This is a genomic window from Streptomyces akebiae (assembly GCF_019599145.1).
GTDB lineage: Bacteria > Actinomycetota > Actinomycetes > Streptomycetales > Streptomycetaceae > Streptomyces > Streptomyces akebiae.
This window is the reverse complement of record NZ_CP080647.1, coordinates 5,271,847-5,296,434: the sequence shown is the minus strand read 5'-3', so window position 1 is coordinate 5,296,434 and position 24,588 is coordinate 5,271,847. Positions and strand designations below refer to the sequence as shown.

The 24,588-nt window shown below is 69.6% G+C and carries 17 protein-coding genes and 4 pseudogenes; 14 read left to right on the top strand and 7 right to left on the bottom strand.

The features are described 5' to 3' along the window. The first annotated feature begins 171 nt into the window (after positions 1-171). The 6 genes from K1J60_RS22750 to K1J60_RS22725 all read left to right on the top strand — a co-directional run bounded on the left by K1J60_RS22750 (position 172) and on the right by K1J60_RS22725 (position 7,302). Positions 172-342 (top strand): hypothetical protein, encoded by a 171-nt coding sequence (locus K1J60_RS22750; protein WP_220647798.1) that lies wholly within the window; start codon positions 172-174, stop codon positions 340-342. Between the two features lie 20 nt (positions 343-362). After that, entirely contained in the window at positions 363-1,610 is a 1,248-nt protein-coding gene (gene fxlM / locus K1J60_RS22745) for a methyltransferase, FxLD system (RefSeq protein WP_259407865.1), read from the top strand. A gap of 70 nt (positions 1,611-1,680) precedes the next feature. Beyond that, positions 1,681-1,875, top strand: coding sequence for an FxLD family lanthipeptide (locus tag K1J60_RS22740; protein ID WP_220647796.1), 195 nt, complete (start codon positions 1,681-1,683; stop codon positions 1,873-1,875). 72 nt (positions 1,876-1,947) lie between these two features. After that, a complete protein-coding gene (locus K1J60_RS22735; RefSeq protein WP_259407864.1) occupies positions 1,948-4,995 on the top strand; it encodes a lantibiotic dehydratase in 3,048 nt (1,015 codons plus the stop codon). Next, positions 4,992-6,140 carry a lanthionine synthetase LanC family protein gene (locus tag K1J60_RS22730; RefSeq protein ID WP_220647795.1) on the top strand — a complete coding sequence of 383 codons (1,149 nt, stop codon included), beginning with the start codon at positions 4,992-4,994 and terminating at the stop codon, positions 6,138-6,140. The genes K1J60_RS22735 and K1J60_RS22730 overlap by 4 nt, the downstream gene beginning before the upstream one ends. A gap of 22 nt (positions 6,141-6,162) precedes the next feature. Then, positions 6,163-7,302, top strand: a complete 1,140-nt coding sequence (locus tag K1J60_RS22725) for a thiopeptide-type bacteriocin biosynthesis protein (protein ID WP_259407863.1) — start codon at positions 6,163-6,165, stop codon at positions 7,300-7,302. Here the strand turns inward: K1J60_RS22725 and K1J60_RS22720 are convergent. Both K1J60_RS22720 and K1J60_RS22715 read right to left on the bottom strand, forming a co-directional pair. Beyond that, positions 7,274-8,806 carry a hypothetical protein gene (locus K1J60_RS22720; protein WP_220647794.1) on the bottom strand — a complete coding sequence of 511 codons (1,533 nt, stop codon included), beginning with the start codon at positions 8,804-8,806 and terminating at the stop codon, positions 7,274-7,276. The genes K1J60_RS22725 and K1J60_RS22720 overlap by 29 nt on opposite strands. A gap of 824 nt (positions 8,807-9,630) precedes the next feature. After that, positions 9,631-10,627, bottom strand: a pseudogene (locus K1J60_RS22715) (tyrosine-type recombinase/integrase); the annotation flags it as partial. Between the two features lie 332 nt (positions 10,628-10,959). Between K1J60_RS22715 and K1J60_RS22710 the strand changes: the two are divergent. The 3 genes and pseudogenes from K1J60_RS22710 (at position 10,960) to K1J60_RS22700 (ending at position 12,052) form a co-directional block, all read left to right on the top strand. Continuing rightward, a complete protein-coding gene (locus K1J60_RS22710; RefSeq protein ID WP_220647793.1) occupies positions 10,960-11,319 on the top strand; it encodes a hypothetical protein in 360 nt (119 codons plus the stop codon). A 55-nt stretch (positions 11,320-11,374) separates the two neighbouring features. Continuing rightward, positions 11,375-11,501: pseudogene (locus K1J60_RS47195) on the top strand (IS5/IS1182 family transposase); the annotation flags it as partial. Between the two features lie 146 nt (positions 11,502-11,647). Then, on the top strand, positions 11,648-12,052 hold the full coding sequence (locus K1J60_RS22700) for a hypothetical protein (RefSeq protein WP_220647792.1): 405 nt from the start codon (positions 11,648-11,650) through the stop codon (positions 12,050-12,052). Positions 12,053-12,305: 253 nt separating this feature from the next. Here K1J60_RS22700 and K1J60_RS22695 read toward each other — a convergent pair. The 4 genes and pseudogenes from K1J60_RS22695 to K1J60_RS22680 form a co-directional block, all read right to left on the bottom strand. Next, positions 12,306-12,742, bottom strand: a pseudogene (locus tag K1J60_RS22695) (DNA-binding protein). A gap of 226 nt (positions 12,743-12,968) precedes the next feature. Next, the gene (locus K1J60_RS22690) at positions 12,969-13,379 is read right to left on the bottom strand and encodes a roadblock/LC7 domain-containing protein (RefSeq protein WP_189781019.1); all 411 of its coding nucleotides are present in this window, start codon (positions 13,377-13,379) and stop codon (positions 12,969-12,971) included. Then, positions 13,376-15,349, bottom strand: a complete 1,974-nt coding sequence (locus K1J60_RS22685) for a sensor histidine kinase (RefSeq protein WP_259407862.1) — start codon at positions 15,347-15,349, stop codon at positions 13,376-13,378. The genes K1J60_RS22690 and K1J60_RS22685 overlap by 4 nt, the downstream gene beginning before the upstream one ends. A gap of 922 nt (positions 15,350-16,271) precedes the next feature. Further along, the gene (locus tag K1J60_RS22680; RefSeq protein ID WP_220647791.1) at positions 16,272-18,287 is read right to left on the bottom strand and encodes a pectinesterase family protein; all 2,016 of its coding nucleotides are present in this window, start codon (positions 18,285-18,287) and stop codon (positions 16,272-16,274) included. Positions 18,288-18,534: 247 nt separating this feature from the next. On the opposite strand from K1J60_RS22680, the pseudogene K1J60_RS47415 reads away from it, so the two are divergent. From K1J60_RS47415 to K1J60_RS22665, 5 genes and pseudogenes are all read left to right on the top strand, one after another. Next, a pseudogene (locus K1J60_RS47415) lies at positions 18,535-18,774 on the top strand (hypothetical protein); the annotation flags it as partial. A 53-nt stretch (positions 18,775-18,827) separates the two neighbouring features. Beyond that, positions 18,828-22,133, top strand: a complete 3,306-nt coding sequence (locus K1J60_RS47190) for an nSTAND1 domain-containing NTPase (protein WP_450166296.1) — start codon at positions 18,828-18,830, stop codon at positions 22,131-22,133. Then, positions 22,037-22,348: a WD40 repeat domain-containing protein gene (locus K1J60_RS47410; protein WP_450167268.1), complete on the top strand. Its 312-nt coding sequence runs from the start codon at positions 22,037-22,039 to the stop codon at positions 22,346-22,348. The genes K1J60_RS47190 and K1J60_RS47410 overlap by 97 nt, the downstream gene beginning before the upstream one ends. A gap of 179 nt (positions 22,349-22,527) precedes the next feature. Then, the gene (locus K1J60_RS22670) at positions 22,528-22,872 is read left to right on the top strand and encodes a hypothetical protein (RefSeq protein ID WP_220647790.1); all 345 of its coding nucleotides are present in this window, start codon (positions 22,528-22,530) and stop codon (positions 22,870-22,872) included. A 36-nt stretch (positions 22,873-22,908) separates the two neighbouring features. Beyond that, positions 22,909-23,385, top strand: coding sequence for a hypothetical protein (locus K1J60_RS22665; RefSeq protein ID WP_220647789.1), 477 nt, complete (start codon positions 22,909-22,911; stop codon positions 23,383-23,385). Positions 23,386-23,487: 102 nt separating this feature from the next. Here the strand turns inward: K1J60_RS22665 and gap are convergent, their stop codons facing one another. Next, on the bottom strand, positions 23,488-24,498 hold the full coding sequence (gene gap / locus K1J60_RS22660) for a type I glyceraldehyde-3-phosphate dehydrogenase (RefSeq protein ID WP_220647788.1): 1,011 nt from the start codon (positions 24,496-24,498) through the stop codon (positions 23,488-23,490). Positions 24,499-24,588 lie beyond the last annotated feature (90 nt).

The window sequence follows — 24,588 nt, the reverse complement described above, 5'->3', positions numbered from 1 at the left end:
CACCAAAGCACCACTCAACAGACCGCCCGCCCACGTCGCGTAGGAGAACGGCCGCGTCTTGGGCGGGCCTTCAACCCCCGCTCCCGCTGTTCGAGCTGGAGGTATCCCCGACCTCAGAAGGACAGGTCACAGCGGGAGCGGGCCGCACCGCCACGAGAAGAGAGAGCCGCCTTGGCAACCGAGGAACCAGACGACGACACGTTGTTCGACCTGATCGGCGCCGTCGGTGCCGGAATCAATGCCAGTAAAGACGAGGGCCTTCCCCTTGACGTGCGCGCACTCGCCGCTGACCTGGCCGACCACACCGCAGACAGGCTGGCCCAGTTCAAGAAGACGACGTAGTACCGAGAAGGAGAATGCATGTGAATGACACTCCCGCCCCGATGTCCGAGACGGACAACGCCCCCGCATCCGAACAGCAGTTGCGTGATGCCATGGTGGAGCGGCTGATCGAACTGGGCGCCGCGCGCAGTGCCCGCGTCGTGGCCGCGTTCCGTTCGGTACCCCGGCACCTGGCCACCCCCGAAGTGGACATGGCCAAGACCTACGAGGCTGAGTTCGCGGCCGTCACGAAGACGGACCCGACGGGCGTGAACATCAGCTCGGTGTCCGCCCCGCGCATCCAGGCCATGCAGATCGAGCAGGCGGACATCCAGCCGGGGATGAGCGTCCTGGAGATCGGCTCCGGCGGAGTGAACGCGGCCTACCTCGCCGAGATGGTGGGCGGGCGGGGCCACGTCGTCACGATGGACATCGACCACGACGTCACCCGGCGTGCGGAGGACTTCCTCAAGACGACCGGCTACGACCGGATCGTCACGGTGATCACAGCCGACGGCGAGCATGGCGTGCCCGGCCACGCGCCGTACGACCGCATCGTCGTCACCGTGCAGGCCGCCGATATCCCGCCCGCCTGGGTCCACCAGCTGAAGGAGGGTGGTCGGCTCGTTGTCCCGCTCAGGATGCGTGGCATGACCCGCACGGTGGCGTTCATCCGCGACAGGGAGCGGCTCATCAGTGACGGGTTCGAGCTGTGCGGGTTCGTACCGATGCAGGGCGTCGGGGAGAACCGTGTGCGGCTGGTGCTCCTCCACGACGTGGAAGGGGAGGAGATCGCCCTTCGCCTGGACGGCCTTCCCGAGCCTGACGCCGAGGCCCTGCGTGTGGCTCTGGGCATGCACCGCGTCGAGGTGTGGTCGGGCGTCACGGTGGCCGGCGACGAGTCCACCGAGCACCTGGACCTGTGGCTGACGACCGCCCTCGACAACCTCCCCTTGATGGCTGCCAAGATCGGCGCACGGAAGCGTGGTCTGGTCGCCTCCGCGTCGCCGATCGGGGTGCCCACGCTGGTGGACGGAGACAGCTTCGCCTACCGCACCGCGCGCCCCACCGACGACCCCGACCGGTACGAGCTCGGGGCGATCAGCCACGGGCCGCAGGCGCGCAAGGTCGCGGACCGCCTGGCGGAGGAGATCCAGGTCTGGCACAGCGACCACCGGACCCAGCGTGCGCACATCGAGGTCCACCCGGCAGGTACGCCGGACGACCGGCTTCCCGCGGGCCGTCTCGTCGACCGACCCCACACGCGGGTCACGATCACCTGGTCGTGACGCCGTCGGCGGCGCCACGACCAGGCCGGCACAGCACATCCCACCCGCCTTTTCCCGTGAGGAGTACGTGATGGCACAGCAGAACCCCACGACAACGCTGAAGGCCGCGACCGACTACAGCACCAACACCGGGTCGGACTTCGACCTCAACATCGAGACCCTCGCCTCCGCCCCGGTCATCGGCTCGCTGCTGAACGACACCAGCGACAACTGCACCTCCACCTGCCAGTCCGCCTGCACCAACAGCACCTGCATCGGCGGCTGACCCACCAGGGGCCGGGCGAAATCTGACCCGCCCGGCCCCGCGCACCGCCGTGACGAAGAAGGAGGCACAGCGATGTACCACGCAATCGACGCGAGCATGATCCGCGCATCAGTCTTCCCGCTGGCGGCGACGCTTCCTCCTTGGCCCGACCTGGATGGGGAAACCCCCGCCGACGTCGAGCGCTGGCGCGACTGGATCGCCCAGGTCTGGGCGGACGACACCCGGGCTGCCGCAATCGAGTTCGCCGCGCCGCTACTCGCCTCCGCCATCCGCGACGTGCTCGACGGAGAGCGGCAACGGCCGCGCTCCGTCCGGCGCACCGCGGCCTCGCTCGCCCGCTACCTGCTGCGCATGCAGCACCGCGCCACACCGTTCGGGCTGTTCGCCGGCCCCGCCCTCGTGAGCATCGGCGGCACCGCTCGGGTGAAATGGGGGAAGGGGCACCGTGCTTTCGCCCGGGCCGATGCCGATTGGTTGAACGCCGCCATCACCGCCCTGGAAGGCAACCGGGAGGTGCTGCGGCGCCTGCCCGTGGTGGTAGATCCGACCTGCACGGTACGAGGCACTCGGGTGGCAGTACCGCACCAGTCCGGCACGAATGGCCCCACCGACACCACACTGCGACGAACCCAAGCCGTGGAAGCGGTGCTCACCTTGGCCCGTACGCCGATCACTGTCGGCGACCTCGTAACCAAACTCCTCGGCGACTACCCGGATACGCCGACTGCGGTGATCGAGAACATGGTGTCCAGCCTCGTCGCCCATCGCGTCCTGCTGACGAGCCTCCACTCCCCCATGACATGCGACGACGCGCTCGGACATCTCATCGCGCGGCTGGACGCCACAGGTGCCACCGCCACATCAGATAAGGCGGAGACAGCCGAGGAGCTGCGAAAGATCCACCAGCTCCTCACCCTGCACGACATCGCTGCCCAGGGTGAGCAGCAGGCTCTGCGCGTCCAGGCGGCCACGCGAATGAACACCCTCACCGGAGGCACCGCTCGCACCCTGGTCGTGAACGTGCGCCCCGACTGCGACATCATCCTGCCGACAGCGGTCACGCGGGAGGCGGAGCGTGCCCTGGAGGTCATGGCCCGCATCACGCCGTACCCGAACGGCTCTCCGGCGTGGCAGGACTATCGCGCTCGGTTCCTGGAGCGCTACAGCATGGGCGCGATCGTCCCCCTGCGCGACCTCACCGACCCGGACACCGGCCTCGGCTTCCCCGTCGGCTACCGCGGCACGGTGCTGAAGCGTCCCGTGCTGGCCACGACCCGCCGCGACGATCGCCTCCTCGCCCTCGCCCAGTCGGCGGCCCTGAACGATCGGCGCGAAGTCGTCCTCACCGAGGAGGACATCGAGGCCATGTCACTCGGCGAGCCCACCCAGGTTCCGGCGCACGTCGAACTGTGCTTCACCGTGCTGTCCCCCTCATTGGAGGACCTGGAGCACGGCCGGTTCGACTTGGTCACCGCCGGTCTGTCCCTCGCGGCCGGCACCACGACGGGCCGTTTCCTGACGATGCTGGACCAGCCGGACCGCGAGCGGATGACCGCCGAGTACGCCGCCCTGCCAACGCTGGCCGCCGGAGCCGTGCGCGGGCAGGTGTCCAGCCCACCCCTGCGTATCCCGACCCGCAACGTCGGCCGCGCCCCAGCCGTCGTCCCGCACGTCCTCTCGGTCAGCGAGCACAACCCGGACGCCACCCTCGATTTGGACGACCTCGGCGTCGTCGCCGACTCCCGACGCCTCTACCTGCTCTCCCTCTCCGCCGGACAGCTCATCGAGTCTTCGGTCATGAACGCCGTGGAACTCAGCAGCGCCACACACCCCCTCGTCCGCTTCGTCACTGAGTTGCACCGCTCTCACACCGCCGTCCTCGCCCCCTTCGCCTGGGGTGCGGCGGCCCGGCTGCCGTTCCTGCCCGAAGTCCGCGTCGGCCGCACCATCCTGTCCGCCGCCTGCTGGCGGCTGAACGCACGGGACCTCTCCGACGACAGTCGCGACTGGACGTTCCGTCTCACCGACTGGCGCATCCGCTACGGCGTGCCTCGTACCGTGTACGTCGGTGGCAACGACCAACGGCTCCGCCTCGACCTCGACATCAGCGCCCACCGCCAACTCCTGCGCGCCGAACTGGACCGCCACGGAACGGTGACCGTGCACGAAGCGCCCGACGAGGCGGCGTTCGGCTGGGTTGGCCGCGCCCACGAAATCACCGTGTCCTTCGCTTCCGACCAACCGCCTTCCCCCGCACCGGTCAATCGCACGACAACCGTCGTCAACCACGACTCCAGCCGCCTGCCCGGCGCCGGCGAGTGGGCCTACCTGAAGCTGTACGGCAACGCCGACCGGGCACCCGAACTGTTGACCGTGCACCTCCCGCGCCTCCTCCACGGCTGGGCCGCCGACGCACCGACGTGGTGGTTCACCCGCTACAACGACCCCGACAGCCACCTCCGGCTGCGACTCCGCCTCGCGAACCCGAACGCCTTCGGTGAGGTGGCGCAGCACGTCGCCGCCTGGGCCGGTGAGCTGCGTGCGGAGGGCCTGCTCCAACGGGTCCAGTGGGACACCGACGAGCCGGAGACCGGCCGCTACGGCACTGGCCCCGCTCTCACCGCCGCCGAACAGGTCTTCGCCGCAGACTCCGCCGCCGCCCTCTCACAGATGGCCCTCCCCATCTCCGACAGCCTCCGGCCCGCAGTTACCGCCGCCAGTTTCGTCGACATCGCCGATGCCTTCCTCGGCTCCCCAGCGGACGGACAGGCATGGCTGACGACGAACCTCCTGAAGAACGACGGCGAAGCCACCACCCGCGATGTACTCTCCGCAGCCGTCCGCCTTTCCGCCCCGGGCCCCGACCACGCGGCCCTGCGAGCCTTGCCCAACGGTGAGCACCTCGTCACGACATGGGCCCTGCGCCGCACCGCCCTGACTGCCTACCGCCAGGCTCTCGAAGCGCACGGTGCCGACCCCGCCGCGGTTCTGCCGTCCCTCCTGCACATGCACCACAACCGGGCCGTCGGCATCGCCCCCGACAGCGAAGCCATCTGCCGCCGCCTGGCCCGCGCCGCCGCCCTTTCCTGGACCGCAAGAAAAGAAGGAGCCCTGCGGTGACCACCGCTCCGCCCGCCCTGGACACGGACGCCACCCTCCGGCAGTCCCTCGCCCGAGGCTCCCTCGGCATTGCACTGCTCCACGTCGAACGCGCTCGCCAGGGCACCGGATCCTGGAAGACCGCCCATCAGCAACTCGCCGACATCGGCCCGCTCTTGGACGGCAACGAGACCGGCCTGTTCCTCGGCGCGCCCGCGATGACGTACGTGCTGCACTGGACCACCGTCGACAACATCCGATACACCGGCGCCCTGCAGACCCTCGACCGCATCGTTGCCACCCACATCCGACACCGACTGGCAGCAGCACACGCCCGCATCGACTGCGGCGAGCCGACCACCTTTGCCGAGTACGACCTCCTGCGTGGCCTGACCGGCCTCGGCGCCCTCCTCCTACGCCGCGCCCCCGAGGGCGACGAGCTCAAGGGAGTGCTGGAGTACCTGGTGCGCCTGACCGAGCCGCTCCACACCGCCAACGGGCGACCCCGCCTGGGCTGGTGGGTGAGCCACAGCCCCGTCAACCTCAGTGCTCGCACCCCCGACGGCCACGCCAACGCCGGCCTCGCCCACGGCATCACCGGCCCGCTCGCCCTCCTCGCACTCGCCAAGCTCCGCGGCATCACCGTGCCCGGCCACGAGAAGGCGATGCTGCGGATCTGCAGCTGGCTGGACCAGATACGCGTAAGCGACCACCGCGGCACCCGCTGGCCACGCTGGATCACCAACACCACCACCGTGCCCCCACACCTGGCCGCCCCTTCCTGGTGCTACGGCACCCCCGGTCTGGCCCGCGCCCAACAACTCGCCGCCCTTGCCCTGAACGACCCCGACCGCAAACGCATGGCCGAACGAGCACTCCTCTACTGCCTGGCCGACCCCACCCAGCTCGACCAACTCACCAGCCGCGGCCTGTGCCATGGCCTCGGCGGCCTGCTCCGGGTCCTCCAACGCGTCACCCATGACGCCGACGAACCACGAGCCTTCGTCCACCACCTGCCACAGCTCAGCGAACGCTTCCTGACCACCGAATCCCCAGCCGAGACCGGCTTCCTCAACGGCTCGGTCGGCGCGACCCTCGCCTTCCAGAACATTCAAGAAGGCACCCTCCCAACCAGCGACTGGGACGCCTGCCTCCTCCTCATCTGACCCCACCACCGGAAGGATCTAGATGAACCTGCCCGATAGCAGCACCATCGAGCAGGCCATCCTGGCCGTCCTCACCGGCACCCCGCTCACGGAAGCCGCCGAACGAGCGCAGACGTCGCCCGAGCATCTCGCCGAGGCCACCGAGCGCTACCGGGACGCCGGCCGGTCAGCACTCGACCCCCAACTCGGCAGCTGGCACCAGGTGAACATCGAGTTCACCGACTACCCCACAGCGGAACGAACCTTCCGCACCTACCTCCTGCCCGCCTTACGCACCGGGCCGATCGGAGCATGGTGGTTCGTGCGCAAGCACCCCTGCTGGCGTCTACGCGTCCAGCCGGGCCCGGGTACACGGATGGAGGACGCCGTCGCGCACCTCACCGAAGTACTCGACAACGCCCTGTCCTTGGGCGTCGCCAAGCGGTGCTGGCCCTTCCTGTACGAGCCGGAAACCATCGCCTTCGGCGGCCCGCACGGCATGGCACTCGCCCACACCCTGTTCCACACCGACAGCGTCGGAATCCTCGACTACCACCAGCACGTGACCGACAGCACCAGCGGGCTCCCCGGCCCCAAAGAGACCTCCCTCCTCGCCACCACTCTGCTGCTGCGTGCCGCCGGGCTGGAGTGGGGCGAACAGGGAGACGTATGGGGGCAGGTCGAAGCACTACGCCCACTGCCCACAGACATAGACCCCGACCAGGTCAGCAGCATGGTGGCCCCGGTACGGCGACTCTTGACGCTCGACGTCGGCCCCGCCCTCACCGACGGCCCACTCGCGCCGCTCGGGAACTGGGTGACCGGGTTGGAGCACTGCGGCCAAGCCCTCGCAGACGCAGCACGCGCGGGCAACCTTCAGCTCGGCTCGCGCGGCATCCTGGCGCGGCACATCCTCTTCCACTGGAACCGGATGGGCTTCACCACCCGCCAACAGGCCATCTACTCCAGGGCGGCCAGGGAGACGATTCTCGGTGGCCGGGAGCATGAAGAACATCGCGGCCGGCCTCCGCCGCAACCCCCGCGACCCTCGCCGCCCCCTCGCACTACTCGGCCTCGGATGATCACGAACCGGACGTCACGCGACTACGCCGAAGCCCTGCGCCGAAGCCCTGCCGCAAGAGGGCGATCAGGTTTCAGAACTGCGCATCCGGCTCTTTGTTAGATAGCTCACGGACAGAATCGAAGAAGGAAGACTGGGAGATCCCCATCTGCTCCCGGCGGTGGGGTGAAGGCCAGATCTTGCTTAGCACCCAGGCTGGCGCCGTCCACTCGCCTGAGTTGAGATACGACTCTTCGTCTTCGGCAGCGATCACGTAGGCCGGAAGGAGGTCGGGCATTTCATACGGGGCGAGGCTCCCGTCCCATTCGCACCGGAATTCCGCCGAATGCGACATAGAGTCCTTGGACAACGTGGCAGAGGCGCTCCAGTGCGGGTCCCCGTGCCCTTCCTCCGAGGTGAAAGTCAGTTCCCACCCTCCGACCTGCCAAGTCAGTTCACATCCGATCTCGGCGCCATCGAGCTCCTCGCGGTCGACGCCAGGGATCAACGACATAGCCTCAAGCAGTGCCGCGAAGGCGTCCCACGAATCGGAGAAGGCGGAATTTCCACTGAAGGCGTGGGCTTGACCTGTCTCACTGCGGGCTTCGGTCACCATCCCGTCGTCATCGATCGTGAACGCGAGAACGTCTCTGACCATTGCATGGGGGAATGTCTCAGAGTGAGTTACAGTCTCGCCGTTCTCATCGATCCTCATACCGGTGTACTCGAGTTCGACGCTGAAGAACACTTGCGCTTTTACGATGCCGGTCAAACGGTTGATCGTGAGATCACTCAAACCCGCGACATGATGGATGCGCCCTACGCTCACGTCCTGAACCTGGTCGTACTCCCACTCCCCAACGACTTCGTCCCCATTCGTGATCTCCCCCAGTACCAGGGCAGCGTCTCGCCCCTCCCCCGATTCAGGCGCATCGATGTGGACCTGCAAGAACGCAACGATGGAACTAGCCATCTCCTCCTCAGGGAACTCGTCAAGTACGAACAGTGCCGCGTCGAGGTGCTCCAACTTGACCATGTGCGGCTTCTGCAAGCCCCACGCCTTGAACGCTTGCTCGACGTCCTTGTCGCTGCCCACGACGATGAACCGGTCCACGTTCCGGCCGGCTTCTTTCAGTACTTGCCGGAGCCATGCGCTGTCCGCAGCTCCCGTTTTGACGTCCTGCTTCTTCTTCGCCGGCTGGCGCAACAGGATCTGGTCCTTAAGAGCCTCCCGCGCGATGTCCGGGTCGATCGTGAGAATGCGCACGGCGGGATTGAGCGTGGTCACCACGGATTCCACGGTGGCCATGACGGTCTCCCGCGAGTTGTACGGCGCCTCCGACGGAACCTCAAGGCCCGCTCGCCTCATGGACTTCTGTGCCCGGCGCACACTTGCCCGCTGCTCCTCCCAAGCGGCTGCCGCGTGCTCCGCCAGCTCCCATAGAACTGGCTCGGGCAGCCATACCTCCAGGTCAGCGAGTTCTGCACGCCTCGCCCACTCCTTAAGGACGTGAAGATCAAGCCCCCCGGAAGGGAATGAGTTCGTGTCGAACACGATGGCTACAAGGTGCTCCCGGACGGATTCAGGAAGCTGGTGTGACTTCTCGGGCTTCTCGGAGGCGGCCATGCCCGGAACTTTGCCTCATCCCTGACGCCGCCGTCGACGCGACCCTCGTCGCGAAAGCTCCGGCCGAGGCCAGCGCGCAGATGAGTCTCGCGTGGCAGCAGCCGCCCATCGCAGGGCGGGCTACGGTGACCGCCAGGGTGCGCATGGAAACCGGCTGGTCGACCACGACCAGGACTTTCCCCTTGCGCTTGAGGCGGGCGAACAGTTCCCGGAGCTGGGGCTCACCGTTGGGCAGCGGTTTGAACCTCCGCTCGGTGCGTCGCGCCGTCACGGGCCGACGTCTCTGGGGTCGTCCGCACTGGTACATCGTTCTGTCTCGGCGATGGGTGAATCCTGATTCAGCCGCGGTGATAGCGCGGCTGGCATGGCACCCGGAGCAGCACGTATACGTGATGCGGCTCCTGAACAATGAGGAGAACGCCAGCTGATCTCCGTGCGAGGTTCCGTTGCCGCTGTGACCCTCACACCGCCTCGGGACCGCCGCTCATCAGGGGCAACGTGGCCACCTCTGGTCTCAGTTTTGGTCTCATTCACCCCCGTCCGGAGCCGTCCGAACCGCCTCCTATCACTCGCGCCACCGCAGGTCAGGACGCCCACGGTCCCCGCCGGACCCCCAGACGAACATTTGGAAAGCGTGTTGGGGGCAACCCCTCACGAGTTCGAATCTCGTATCCTCCGCCAGTGCCTCACCGGGCACGATGTCGAAGGGCCCCACCGTTCGCGGTGGGGCCCTTCGACGTGCTCCGTCTCACTTTCCGTCTCAGGTGGGTTTTCCGTCCGGCTTCCCGTCGGGTTCGGTGGTCCCGGGTAGTCCCGCCAACTCCCGGCAGCTCCCAGAGGGCATCGCCGATCTGCTGCGCGGCCTTGCGGAGCATGGTCCACGTCACGTGCGTGTACCGGGCGCGCATCCGGGCCGCTCCCTCGGGCTCCCAGCCCATGATCGAGTCGATCACGACGTCAGGGACGCCGAGGATCAGGAGGACGGTCGCGGCGGTGTGGCGAGCGTCATGAAGACGGCCGTCCCGTACGCCCGCGTCCCGAAGCAGCCGCTTCCAGACGTGGAAGTCGGTGTGGGGACTCAGGGGCCCGCCAACCGGCGAGGCGAAGACGTATCCCTTGTTCTCCCAGTCCGCACCGGCCCTGATCCGTTCCCGCTCCCGGGCTTCCTGGTGCCGGCGGAGAATCTTGATCAGCGGATCGGGCAGACCGATGGTGCGCCGGCCGCACGGGACTTGGTGGACTTGTGCTCGCGGCGCGTCTGCTCCTTCTAGGGCAGTAGCCCGCCTTGCGGCCACACGGGTCGGCACCGCAGCCGTGCGCGTACTTCGGGCGCCGCCGGTTCTTACGGATGCGGACGTACCCGGCGGCGAGGTCGACGTCTTCCCAGTGCAGCCCCAGGGCCTCACCCTGCCGGAGGCCGAGAGCCAGGGCGACGACCCAACGCGCGCTGTCGCGGAGCTTGGCCGCCTCGACGAGGAGGCTCTGCACCTCTTCGATCGTGTACGGCTCGATGTGCTCCTCTTCGAGACGGGGAGCCTTGGTCTGCGTCCTTCGGTGGAAGCACTCCAGGTGCTCGGGCTCCAACGTGTCGAGCTTGTGGGCGCCCAGGCCGGGCACGAAGTGAACGCGTACGTCGACCTCGTCCCCGTCGTACGTGTTCTCGGAGACGTACGGCTTGGCGATGTTCTCGACCCAGTGCTCCAGCCAGGCCCGGGCCGTCCAGCCCTGGCCCGGCTTCCCGAGGTTCTCGTCGTCTCGCGCCCGCTCCATCTCGCGGACGGCTTTGGTCACTTCGGCCTTGGTCGTGCGCTCGGCCGCGCGCCCGACGCTGGCGACGCTGGCGACGCCGGCGACGCGGCAACAGACCGATGTGGAAAGCGAATTGACAGCTCACCTTCACCCCACCTCCTTGAACTCTCAATAAAAATTCCCGCCTCACGTGCCACACTCCGTGATCACCGGGACCACCTGGCGGATCGCGCGGTCGAACGCGATCGTTCGCCGCCGTAGCGCTGGTGCTTCAGCACCGGCAATGAGTCCCCGGGTAGTGACCGACCGCATGGGAGAGTTGCCTTGCAGCCCGTCCCATGGCCTTTCCGTATCAAGGAGACATGGTGACGACTTCTGCATGGGGCAGGAGGAGGGCAGCGGGGATGGGCGCGGTCCTCGCGGCCGCGAGCATCGTCGGCATGGCCTTCGCGGCGCCCGCGACGGCGGCGCAGGCGCCGAGCAACGGCTGGCCCGTGGCACTGACGCGGGTACCCGCCGGGGTGAACAGTGTTCTGCTGTGGTCCGCGTACAACTCCAGGTACGGGTGCGTCCAGGTCACCCCAGGCGTGGACAGGACGACAAATGTGAGGGTTTCCCCCACCGTCAACAGCAATCCGGTCACTCTCCGCGGAATGCTCTACAGCGGCCGGAACTGCGACGGCACATGGGTCGGCAACGCCCCGGAACAGGGCACCGTGCCGACTGATCAGCAATGGACCAACTACTGGTTCAGGCTGAGCTGAGGCCGCCCGAGCCCGGTGCTCCGGTACCTGCCTCCGTGGCACCCGCTCGGTGGGAGCCACCGGGTTCGGTATCGGCCTCAGCACCGTCCAACCCGTACGTGAGTGAGGCCGTCGGACTGCTGGCCGCCCTCGCTCCCACACTCGCCGCAGCAGTAGACGCCGCCTCCCGCCAAGCCTTCGTGACCGGCCGGATGCTTCAGCGGCGATCCCGTACGGCTCGCGCCCACTTCACGGCCACCGACGACCGGTCGTTCGACCAGTACATCCCGGTCCACTTCGCGCCGACGCCCGCAGCTAACTGAGAACTGAGCAGAACGGAACAGCAACAATGAACAAACGTCTTATCGGCATGGCCACCGTCGGCACTCTGGCGGTGGCAGCGACCCTGGCCCTCACGGCGGGACCGGCCGCGGCGGCGGACTGCAGCGTCGGCCAGAAGGGCTCTCGCTACGCCTGTGTCCAGGTCAACAACAAGGCGACGGATGTCAAGAGCATCCGTGTGGACAACGGAAACTGCGTGAAGGTCAACTACGCGACGCGGACCGCCAACGGGGGCACCAGGCCCGCCGACACCAAGTTGCAAGTAGCGGTGAGGGCCTACGACTCGGTGGAGGACAGGCCGCTTCTTTACACCTACTCGGACACCAATTGTAAATACCGGAACGCCAAGACAGTCGGCTGGGCGGGCGACTCCGACAGTTCCAACTACCGCATGGTGACCATCCAGCCGTAGCCGTCACCTCCGCATGGGACCCTCCCCCGCCCGGCGAAGCCGCAGCTCAAAGCCGTTGTCAGTGGTGCCCTCCCATCTCGTGAGCGATGGCACGGACAGGGAAGTGCTCGGGGCCGCGGTGGGCGGCGGACGGTCCCGTGCTGGTCTGGGAAGGCGGGCGGCGCAGTGCGCTGCCCCGGGGAAGCGCGTGGCCTTCGGAGCCGCGGTGCGCTCGACGCCGGCAGCGTCCACTGCCCCCTCCAAGCGCACACCATCACAGCTGAAGCCTTCGCTTGGGAGGCGGCCGGCCGGCTACGGCCATCCGTTGGCCGCGCAGCCGGGTCATGTCATTGACATCCGGCGTGAGGACGGCGACCGGGCCAGGCTGACGCGAGGCCGCTTCCGCGACGGTGGCGTCGATCGCGTACTTGTGTCCGTGCAGACCGGCGCCCTTGAGCGGTTGGGCCGCCGCCTCGGCCGCTGCCTCCGTGATCGGCTCCACCTCGACCCGGGAGAACGCCCATTGCAGTCGGGGCAGGTTCACCCTGGCGTGGCTCACCTCCACCATGGTGTTGGCGCTGACGACAAGGTCCGCTCCCATGTCGTGGAACACCTGGAACACCTGGAACATCGCCAGAACCTTCCGGTCCTCGCCACCCAGGCCGACCGCCCCTCGCTGTCCAGGACGACGGTCTCAATGTCCCCGCTCACGCGGCGCTCACGCGGCGCTCACGCCGCCGGCGGCCGACGTCGTACCGAAGATCCGCGCCCGCCTGACGCGTCGTGGGACCGGCCACGACGGCCTGCGCAGGGAAGTCCGGCGCCTCGTCCTCTACCGTGAGCAGCGAGACGAACCACTCCTGTCACGCCAGCTCGTCCAGCGGCGGCCCCGGCCACGCCGCAGCGATCGACCGTGAGCGCAGAGCCTCCCATGGGCTCACCTGGGCGCGGAGTGCAGTTCGCGTACCAACTGCGGGGTGAGCAGCTCGCCGGCGCGGTCGGCGAGGACGGCCATTTCGTAGCCGACGAGGCCCACGTCGCACCCTTCGGCGGCGAGGACGCCGAGGCAGCTGCCGTCGCGGATACGACCGACCATGAGGAAGCCCCCCAGCATTTCGATCATGACGAGCTTCATGCCGTGGAAGCCGTGTGCCGTCGCCGCGTTCTGGGCGAGGCTGGTGATGCCGGAGACGACGGCGGCCAGGTGGTCGGCGCGATCTCGGCCGAGACTGTCCGAGGCGGCCATGAGCAGGCCGTCAGAGGAAACGGCGACGGCATCGGTGACGCCGTCGGCGGTGCGCACGAACTCCGAGACGAGCCAGCCGAAACTCTGGACGGCGGTGGTCACGATGACGCTCCTTGGGGGTTTCTGGCTTCGGCGCGGGCGACACCTGCTCGGAAGCCGTTGAGCAGGGAGGAGACAGCGGGCCTGGCGGGTGGGGGTGAGGTGGAGGGGTCCTCCACGGGGGCGAGCAGGCGCCCGGGGAGGGCAAGGAGGGCGGACAGGCCGCCGCCAGGAGTGTCGAAGAGGTGGACTTGAGCGCCTTCACCGAGGCGGTGGGCGAGTCGGCCGACGACGAGGTGGCCGAGGAACCGGGTGGGTGCGGCAACGAGGGCCTCCTCGCCGGAGTCGGAGAGGAGGGCGCCCGCACGTGCTTTGTCGGCTTCGGACATGCCGATGCCGTGGTCGACGACACCGAAGGAGTACGTGTCGTCCTCGGTGTCGTACCAGCCGTGCACCTCGACCGGTTCGGTCGGGGGCGAGAAATTCAGTCCGTTCTCGATGAGTTCGGCGAGGAGGTGGGCGACATCCGCGACGGCGTGCCCACGCACCCGCACCGGCTCCACGGTCGCGATCAGAACTCGACGGTACTGCTCCACCTCGGCGACTGCGGACTGGACGACCTCCAGACCGTCGGCGGGTGCTGCCGTTGGCCTTGGCGGATTCTGCCCGGCCAGGACCAGCAGGCTTTCGGCGTTGCGCCGCATACGGGTGGCGAGGTGGTCGAGTTCGAAGAGCTCGGCGAGGGCGTCCGGGTCGAGTTCCTGCCGTTCCAGGCGGGTGATGAGGCCGAGTTGGCGACGTACGAGGCTCTGGTTCCGGCGGCCGAGATTGGCGAGTGATTCCGTGGTGTTGCGACGCAGGCCGGCCTGCTGGGCAGCCAGCTGGAGGGCCGTGTGTTCCACCTGCTGCAGGGACGCTGCGACCTCGGCGATCTCGGCCGCACCGCCCAGCAGCCGTGCATCGGGGGTGTCCTGCGCGTCCTCCGGCGTCAGGAGCTGAGCGGAGTCCTGCGGGGACTGCTGGATACGGGCGACGGCTGCGGGCAGTCGGCGGCGCGCCACGTCGTGAGCGGTCTCGGCGAGTCCACGGAGCGGGCGCGTGAGCGACCGGGAGGCGACAGCGGCGAGGCCCGCGACGAGGGCGGCGATGAGCGTGCCCGTGACGAGATAGGCGGCGAGGGCCAGTTCGGCGTCGTGGCTGAGCCGGTCGGCCCGGTCCCGCACGTCGTCACCGACCGACTGCTGGACGGCGTACAGATCGTCGACGAGTACGGTCATCGCCTCCCACCAGGTGCGGGCGTCGGCGCGCAGCGGGGAGCCGTCGGCGGCGCCTTCCGTCTGTTTCTCGTAGGCGGTGGCGCGTTCGGCGTCCTCGGTCGCGAAGGCCTTCTCCAGTGCCGCGCGCTGAGGTGCGGTGGCGACCTGCCGGAAGCGGGTGAGGGCGGCGACGCGGGTGGCTCGCACCTCGGTGAAGTCGATGTACTCACGGCCCTGGAAGGCACCTTGGGCGAACACACCGTTGAGGAGCCCGCGTTCGAGGGCGACGGACTCCTTGGCGGCAGCCAGCTCGCGCAACGCGGCCAGCCCGTCGCGCAGTTGGCGGTCGGCGCCGGTCGCGGTCTCCGCCACCGGATCGACGGCGTTCAGGGCGTTGACGGCGCTGGTGTAGAAGGTGAGGGTCGCGGCCTGGCCGGCGGTGCCTCTGTCGGCGGCGGATCGGATGTCGGCGAGACGCCGCAAGTGCCGCTGGACGACGTCCTCGACGGCGCTTTCGGTGCGCATTCCGCGCAGTGCCGTGTCAACGCGCTTGCGCGTGGCGGAAAGCGGTGGGCGGAACTCCTTCTCGCCGCCCAACAGGCCGTTGGTCAGGCCACGTTCGCGCTGCAGCTGGTGCACGAGGGCCTGGATGCGCAGGCTGAGGCCGACCTCGGCACGGGTCGTCCGGGCGTCGCCGAGGGCCTCGGCGCGGCCGTGCACGGCGAGACCGGCCACCGTCAGCAGCAAGCAGATCGGGACCGTGATGACCACCGCCACCCGGCCCCTGATGCTGCGCCAGCCAGGCATCGGCCGTCGCCCGGGATTCGTTCGGCCCCCGTGGCGGCGCACTGAACCACCCTTGCCTAATCTGCCCTTGCCGATCGAGGCAACCTTGCCGCGCAGCGGCCGTACGGGCATCCACACCCTCATGTCACGAAGCTAGTCCGCCCGCCGTAGCGGCCGGTTTCCTGCCTGTTAGACCGCGTGGGACATTCCGTTGCGCCGCTCTCACACCGCAGAGCAAGAGATTGTGACCGCGCCCATGGTCAGGCACAGGGGTGTGGTGTGGGCGGGAGCGTGACGAGCGTGACTCCTGTACACGACATCCCTGGCACGCGTGCGGCACTGGCCGGCCGACGATGTTGTTGCCTGAACGAAGTGAGGTGTCCTCCCCGCGACCTGCCATGGCCCCTTGACCGCGGAAATTCGCGTCAGGCCATCGAGGCGACTCACCGGTCGTGCGGAGGCGGCCGAGCGGGGCCTGTCGGCGTACGTCGCCGAGGCTCTGCGATGCAACGCGACCGGGACCGGGACCGGCTGCTGGAGCTGGTCGACTGGCTGCAGGAGGAACACGGCCCTGTCCCTTGCGGTACGCGGCGGCAGGAAGACGATCGCCTGGCTCGACCTCGCGGCGCGAGGGGAAACCGAGGTGGTGACGTCCCCGATGACGCTGGTCGAGGCGTACGGAGCACCTCGATGCCGTCGGACACGACGGTCTCGACTGGCTCTATGCGGCGAGACCGTCGGGCTGAACGACGTCGGGCGCGTTCCGCGTGAACGGCGTGGCCCACCGGCTGACAGACGGCGGGAGCCCTACGGCGGGCCGGGACACTCGTGCTGTCCCGGCCCGCCGTGGTTCACCTCGCCTCCGGGGCGGGGGTGCCGCCGGTGGGCCGTGTGCCTGTCGTCTCGGCCGCGGTCAGCGGACCGGGTTCCAGCCGTCGGTGCCCGCCAGGTACTTCTGTGCGGTGTAGTCCGCGGCCTCGGCGTCGGTCAGCTTCGGTGCGTTCGGTCCGATGCCGGCTCCCTTATCTCTGTTGTTGTACTCCCGGAACCGGGCCTGCTGCCAGTGGTAGTCGGGCATCATGTCGGTCCAGGGCTGCGTTTCCTTGATCATGTAGTCCAGACGGGTGTCACGGACCACCGCCTGGGGCCAGGCGTCCGGCGAGTTGTGCCACGGCCGGCCGAGGTAGTACGAATCGTTCGGCACACCACTGGAACCCACCTGGCTGCCGGTGATGAGGATCCCGTACTTCTTCCTGCGGTCGGTGTTCGGCGCAAGCAACGTGCCGCCGGGCCAGTCGTCCACCTTGATCTCGGACCGGTCGATCACCGCGGTGGCGTTGCCGAAGATGAAGTCCACCGTGCCCGTGATGTAGCAGTTGTAGAAGTACTGCCGGGCCTGGTCCGTGGGTGCGTTCCCCTTGACCAACAGGGTGTCCTGGCGGCCCTTGATCGTGACGTTGTCGAACACCTGCCGGTCACCTTTGGCGGCCACCGCGACGGCCTGGGTCTCGAACGGGCCGATCTCCGGGTGTGCCTTGGCATTGAACGTGTTGGCGATCGTGAGGTCCTGGACGGTCAGGTCGCGTGCCTTGAAGGTGGCCGTGGCACTGCCCTCGGTGCCGTACAGGCTGCCGTCGGGCCGGCGCGTCCCATGGGCCCTGTCGTTGTAGATGTACACATCCCAGGAAGAGACCCCCGGGGCGCCTTTGATGGTCAGGTGGGTCTTGTTGCTCGGGACGGTGATGGCCTCGCGGTAGATGCCCTTGTCGATGACGATGGTGTGGGCGACCCCGTCCGCGGGGACGGCGTTGATCGCGGACTGGATCGTCCTGTAGTCACCGGAGCCGTCGCGCGCCACGACAAACGTGCGGTCCGTGGTGAGCTGCCTCCTGGGCTTGCTGTAGCCGGCGTAGCCGTTGGCGACGTACAACACGCTCGCGAACTGGTACGCCCAGCGAAGCGTCTGCTCGACCAGATCCCCTCGGGAATTCACGGTCCATACGGTCAGGAGGTTCTCGGAGGGGTCGAAGCCGTCCGGGTTGGCCTGGGCGGCGGCGAAGTGATTGCTGATCGTGCCCCACTCGTTCTGCATGTCGACGAGGCGGCGGTCGATGGTCGTGTGCATGTTGTACGACTCCCAGTCGTCCTCGCCGAACGCTCGCTCTGCGAGCCATTCGCCGGTGTCACGGAGACGGGTGGCCTCGGAGATGAACTGGGCGAAGTACAGCGCCGCCGCGGCCCCGCGCTGTCGACTGGCCTCGGTACCGTCGGCGTTCCACAGGCTCATGGCGTGGTTCTCGGTCTCCACCCGCCCGTACTTCAGGGTGTAGCGGGACACGTTCCCCTGGGTCTGCAGGTTGACGTAGCTCGGCGACCCGTGCAGCTGCCGAGCTACGAGCGGCCGTCCGTCAGGGCCGAGGCGAGGTTCCGCCGGGACCTGCGATTCGTTCTCGGGACCGACGTAGTTGTAGCGGCCGTCGCGATCGAACCAGCCCACGAGGTACATGTCGCTCACCCGGAAACGGAGGCGCACCTCGTGGCTGTCCTCGGTGATGATGACGGCTTCGGTGAAACCCGAAGCCGCGGGGTTGGTGTGCTCGACGGTGAGTCTCGTGCCCTGGACCTCATCGGTCAGGCGCCTGCCGTTCACCTGCCCGTGATACGCCACGTTGTCGCGGAATCGATCGAGGAAGGCGCGGTAGTTGGCGCGCGTGGCGGTGGCGCCGTCCAGCCTGAAGATCGGCGTCTGGCCGGCTGCGGCGCTCGCGCTCTGCAGCCCGCCCAGCGGGCCGAGCAAGGTGGCGAAGATCGACAGCACGATCGTGGTCACGATCCATACGACGGTGGCCTCGCGGGCGCGGCGCCGGGGTGGAGGCGGTGGCTGAGGCACCCCCTGTTCGGGGAGCGCCGTGATGTCGGTGGCGGTCATGCGCTGTTCTCCAGATGACTCGGTGTGCCTGATGTCAGGCGGCCGGAGGCTGTCGGGGCCAGGTCCGGGGGCCGGGGGCCCGGGCTGACGTGACCGAGGCTGACAGCGCACACGTTGTTGCTCACCCCCTCCCAGCAGGGGAATCAATTGCGCGCGACACCGCCGGGTTGATTCGCGGGCCGGCTGCGCGGCTGTCATCAATGCCACATCCCGATGGAAACCGGTGACTCCGGAGCGCCAGGAGAATATGTTTAGCCGCCTTACGAATGCCTTTTCACCGCTCTGCGGCATCCGGACGGAAGCGAGGCGAACCGTGGCGCGTCCCGAGAGACCGCTGGATCCCGCGGCCGGCCCCGTGCCACGCCTCGCCCATGAGCTGCGGGAGCTGCGCCGGGCCGCGGGCAGCCCCTCGTACCGGACCATGGCCGACGCGGCGGGGTTCTCGGCGGCGGCGTTGTCCAGGGCCGCGTCCGGGACACGGCTGCCGTCGCTCGCCGTGGTCCAGGGGTATGCGCGCGCCTGCGGGGGCGACCCGGGCGAGTGGGAACCCCGCTGGAAGCGGGCCGAGACCGAGGCCGCGGGGAGGCGCTCGACGACGCCGGGGACACGGCGCCGCCGTACCGGGGGCTGTCCCGTTTCGAGCCGGACGACCGCGACCTGTTCTTCGGCCGGGACCAGCTGGCGGAGGAGTTGCGGGAGCTGGTGTGCGGCCACCGGTTCGCGGTCGTGTTCGGGCCGTCCGGCAGCGGCAAGTCCTCGCTGCTGCGGGCCGGGCTGATACCCCGGATACGGGAGAAGATCGCGGAGCAGGGCGGCCCGGCGGTGCTGCGCATCCTCACCCCGGGCCCACGGCCCGCCACCACGTACGGCCATCTGCTCGCCCCGGCCGGGGACGAGCCGGACAGCTGGGTGGTGGTGGACCAGTTCGAGGAGGTCTTCACCCTCTGCCGGGACCGGGAGGAGCGCGGCCGGTTCATCGACCTGCTGCTCGCCGCCCGGGACCCGGGCAGCCGGGTGCGCGTGGTGATCGCCGTTCGCGCCGACTTCTACGCCCGCTGCGCCGAGCACCGGGAGCTGGCGGACTCCCTGAGCCGCGTGTCCCTGCTGGTCGGTCCGATGAGGGCGGAGGAACTGCGTGAGGCGGTCGTCAAGCCCGCCCAGGCGGTCGGCCTCCTCGTCGAGCGGGAGCTGACCGCGCGGCTCGTCGAGGAGGTGCTCGACGAGCCCGGCGGTCTGCCGATGCTCTCGCACGCCCTGCTGGAGACATGGCGGCGGCGCCGGGGCCGGATGCTCACCCTCGCCGGGTACCAGGCGGCGGGCGGGGTGCGCGGCGCGATCGCGGCGACCGCGGAGGCGGTGTACGGGCAGCTGTCACCGGAGCAGGCCCGCACCGCCCGGCACCTGCTGCTGCGGATGGTCGAGCCGGGCCAGGGCACCCCCGACACCCGGCGCCCGCTCACCCGGGCCGACATGGCGGAGTGGGCCGCGTCCGACGTACCGGTGGTCGTGGACCGGTTGACCCGCGCCCGGCTGCTGACCGCCGACGAGGACGGCGTCCAGCTCGCCCACGAGGCGCTGATCACCTGCTGGCCGCGGCTGCACGGCTGGATCGAGGAGGACCGCGAGCGGCTGCGCCACCACCGCCGCCTCGCCGAGGCCACCCGCGCCTGGCTGGAGCACGACCGCGACCCCGGCGCCCTGTACCGGGGCACCCGGCTGGCGCGCGCGGAGGAGCTGTTCGGGGACGACGACAGCATGCTCACGACGACGGAGCGGGCCTTCCTCACCGCCGGACTGGACGGCCGCGAGGCGGAACTCCGCGCCGCCGCCCGCGCCGCGCGGCGCTCCCGGGCCCTGCTGGCCTCCCTCTCCGCCGTCCTGGCCGTCGCCCTGGTGGCCGGCCTGGCCGCCTGGGCGGAGCACCACGACAACCAGCGGCGCCGTACCGACGCGGCGGCCCGGCGTGTCGCGGAGGTCGCCGAATCCCTGCGCACCACCGACCCGCGCACCGCCCAGCTGCTCGGCGTCGCCGCCTGGCGCGTCGCCGAGTCGCCGGAGACCCGCCGCGCCCTGCTCGGCGCCCTCGCCCAGCCCGAGACGGACGCCTTCACCGACCCGACCCCCGACAGCGCCCCGGCCCGCTTCCTCACCCGCTCCGGCCGCACGCTGCTCAGCGCGGGCGGCGACACCTGGCACGCCTGGGACGTGAGCACGCACCGCCCGCTCGCATCGGACCGGATGCCCGACGGAACGCTCGTCGGAGCCGGCCCCGACGGACGGCTGCTCACGATCGCCGGGGACGACGGCGTACGGCTGTGGGACAGCTCCGCCGGGCGGTGGACCGGGCCGGCCCTGCCGGTCGACGCCACCGTGGACTTCGGCACCGACGGCCGCAGCTACGCGGTGAGCGGCCCGGAGGACGACCTGGTGCGGCTGTACTCGGCCGCCGACGGCACACCGCTGTTCGAGACCCGGGTGACCGGCCTCGCGAACGTCGCGCCGAGCACCGACGGCCGCCTGACGGCCGTCTGTCCCGCCGACCGCGCACCGCAGGTGTGGGACACCGCCCGCCACCGCACCCTGCCCGGCGCCTGGGAGGACGCGGGCGCCCTCTGCGACGACTACGCGACGCTGGTGTTCGGCGGTCCGGGCGACGGCGCCGACCGGTTCGCCGTGGCCTCCCCCAACGGCGTCCACGTCTGGGACGCCGCGTCCGGGCGCCTGATCGCCGACCTCCCGGACCCCGGCGTGCACAGTCTCGCCTTCAGCGAGGACGGGACGCTCCTGGCGACCGCCGACGACGGCGAGATCAGGGCGTGGCGCCTCACCTCGTCCACGCCGGACGACCCCGCCCCGGTGTTCCGCCACCCTCTGCACAACGAACACCTCTACGGCGGCCTCGCCTGGGACCCCGACCGGCCGCTGCTGCGCTACCTCGAAGGCGGCACCGTCCACACGCTGGACCTCGCGGGCGCCGTCAGCTCCGCGTGGCGCGAGCGCCCCCTGGACGCGGTGCTGCTCAGCCCGGACGGCCGCATGCTCGCCACCGCCGAACGGACAGGGGACACCGGCTACCGCTTCCACCTGCGCGACACACGCGACGGGCGGGTGCTGTGGACGCCGCCGCCGGTGCCCCTGCCCGTGTCGCGCGACCCGGAGCAGCCGGTCGTCGCGCGGGACACCACGGCGCTGATGGCCTTCAGCCCCGACGGCGGCACCTTCGCCTACGGCGTCTCCGCACCCGGCCGTCTCGTCGCGCCCCAGCGGTTCGTCCTCTGGCACCTGGCGCGCGGCCGCGCCCGCACCACACTGGACCTGACGACACCGCGGTCCGACGGAGCGGTCGTCACACTCGCCCTGGGCCCCGGCGGCCGCACCCTGTACGCCACGCGCACCTCCGGCATCGGCGGGCTGAGCGACGAGGTGTGGGACACCGCACGGCACCGGCGGGCCGCCGTGTACCCGGACGCGGCCGGCCCCGGGCTGGCCGTCCGCCCCGACGGACGGCTCCTCGTCGCCGACGACCGCTCGGTGCGCCTGTCCTCCGGCACGTCCCCCGAGCTCTCGACCTCGCCCGCGCGGGGCGCCGCCCCCATCGCCCACAGCCTCGTCCAGGGCGCCGAGACCGGCGCCCTCGCCTTCGCCCCCGACGGCTCCCGGCTCGCGGCGGGCGACGAGACCGGGCGGGTCACCCTGTGGGACGGCGACCTGAAACACCGCCTGGGCCCGAGGCAGTCGGCGCCCTCGCCATCAGTCCCGACGGACGCACCCTGGCCGTCGGCGGCGACGCCGGCACGCTCCAGCTGTGGGACATCGCCACCCGACAGCCCCTCGGCGGCCCGCTGACCACTCCCGGCGACGCCATCACGTCCCTCGCCTTCAGCCCCGACAGCACCACCGTCCACGCGGCGGGCACCCACGTCCCGCTCCAGCGCCACACCATCGACCCCGCCCGGGCCGTCACCCGGATCTGCGCACGCACCGGCGACGCCGACCTGACACCCGCCCAATGGCACACGTACATACCCGACGCGCCGTACCGCGAGGTGTGCGGCCACTGATTCCGGGGGCCGCCGGGCCGGGCCGCCGGGTCTCGGACGAGTTGATTCCTCCCTCGGACCGGGTTGGGCATCAACTCGCGCCGCCAAAAGACTGCTCGCAGCCGGTCCCACGGCTACCGACCGACCGCCCGGCCCGCACACGTGTGGTCCCGCATCCAACGCGCAAGGACGTAAGAATCATGCCCACCATCAAGAAGTGCCTCCTGACAGGCGCCGCCTTCGGTATGGCGATCAGCGGCCTGACCCTCGCCTCCGCCCCGGCCGCGACCGCGTCGACCGACGTCAACGGCACACACGACTGGCTGCTCCCGAACATGTGCCAGAACGGCTCCAACCGGAGCGGCCAGAGCCTCTGGTACTACAACGTCGACACCAAGCAGCTGCTCGACAGAAGCCGTGGAAGCGTGGGGAAGACGCCGGTCTGGCGGTACATCGGCGGCAGCAAGGCGGGAAACCGCTACGCCATGAACCCGGGCTGGCGTGAGATCAAGGGCCACTGCTACTACCCCGCGTCGTCCTCCTAAACGTACGAGGGGAGACAGACGGCGTACTCCGACGAGGTGACCAACTGCGCGCAGGGCGGCAACGTCAGCGAGCGGGTCGACCAGGCCTACAGCACGACGACGACCACCACGAAGACGGTGAACGGCAGCCTCAGCGTCACCCCCAACATCAGCAAGATGTTCGGGGTCGGCGTCGGTGCCGAGTTCTCGTACTCGTGGGCCTACGCCAAGACCGTCGGCTGGGGCCGTTCCGTCACCATAGACGTCCCGCCCGGCCGGACCGCGTGGCTCACCGCGGCGCCCATCAAGCGCGTGGTGCGCGTCAACCCGCACTTCTGGATCGACGAGTACAACTGGTACGACGGGACCGAGAAGAAGGGCCACGACAAGTGGGGCATCTACGGCACCCAGCGAGACATCGTGGACCGCAACTACTACTACGACGGCACGTCCGACGTGCTCCGCAACGGGCAGCCGGTGTTCAAGTTCTACAAGCACGACCGTGCGAACCGATCGGGTGAATGCCGGCGCTGAGACGCCGCCGCTGTCGCACGCCGAAGGGCCCCACCGTTCGCGGTGGGGCCCTTCGGGTGTGCGTGGCGGGGCACGGCCGGGGTCGGCCCGTCCTCGCCCTCGTCAGCGGGTGGCGAGGAGGTTGAGGGTGTCTATCACTCGGTTCGAGAAGCCCCACTCGTTGTCGTACCAGGCGACCACCTTGATGTGGCGGCCGTCGACACGGGTGAGGGCCGAGTCGAAGATCGACGAGGCCGGGTTGCCCGTGATGTCGGCGGACACGAGCGGGTCGTCCGAGTACTCGAGGACGCCGGCGAGCGGGCCCTCGGCCGCCGCGCGGTACGCCGCCAGCACCTCGTCGCGCGTCACGTCGCGGGCGACGGTCGTGTTGAGTTCGACGATCGAGCCGACCGGGACGGGGACCCGGATCGAGTCGCCGGACAGCTTGCCGTCCAGGTTCGGCAGGACCAGCCCGATCGCCTTGGCGGCGCCCGTCGTGGTCGGCACGATGTTGACGGCGGCGGCGCGGGCGCGGCGGGCGTCGCGGTGCGGGCCGTCCTGCAGGTTCTGCTCCTGCGTGTAGGCGTGCACCGTCGTCATGAAGCCGTGCTCGATGCCGGCGAGTTCGTCGAGCACCGCGGCCAGCGGCGCGAGCGCGTTGGTCGTGCACGAGGCGTTCGAGACGATGGTGTGCACGTCGGGGTCGTACGCGTCGCTGTTGACCCCGAACGCGAGTGTGACGTCGGCACCGTCCGACGGTGCGCTGACGAGCACCTTCTTCGCACCCGCGTCGAGGTGCGCCCGGGCGGCCTTCGCGGAGGTGAAGCGGCCGGTGGCTTCCAGGACGATGTCGACACCGAGTTCGGCCCACGGCAGTCGCTCGGGCTCGCGCTCGGCCAGCACGGTGATCCGACGGCCGTCGACGACGAGGGTGTTCCCCTCGACGGTCACCGGACGCCCGAGACGGCCCGCCGTGCTGTCGTAGGCCAGCAGCCGGGCGAGGGTGGCGGGCTCCGTGAGGTCGTTGACGGCGACGATGTCGAGGTCGCCGGCGCTGTCGCCGTCACGTTCGAGCAGAGCGCGGAGCACGTTGCGTCCGATGCGGCCGAATCCGTTGATCGCGATGCGAGTCATGAGTGGTGGTGTCCCTTCGATTCGCCACCAGCGTCGCGTGCGGCACACGGCCGTGACAGCGGCGTGATCGCCACGGTTCAAAAGGATCGC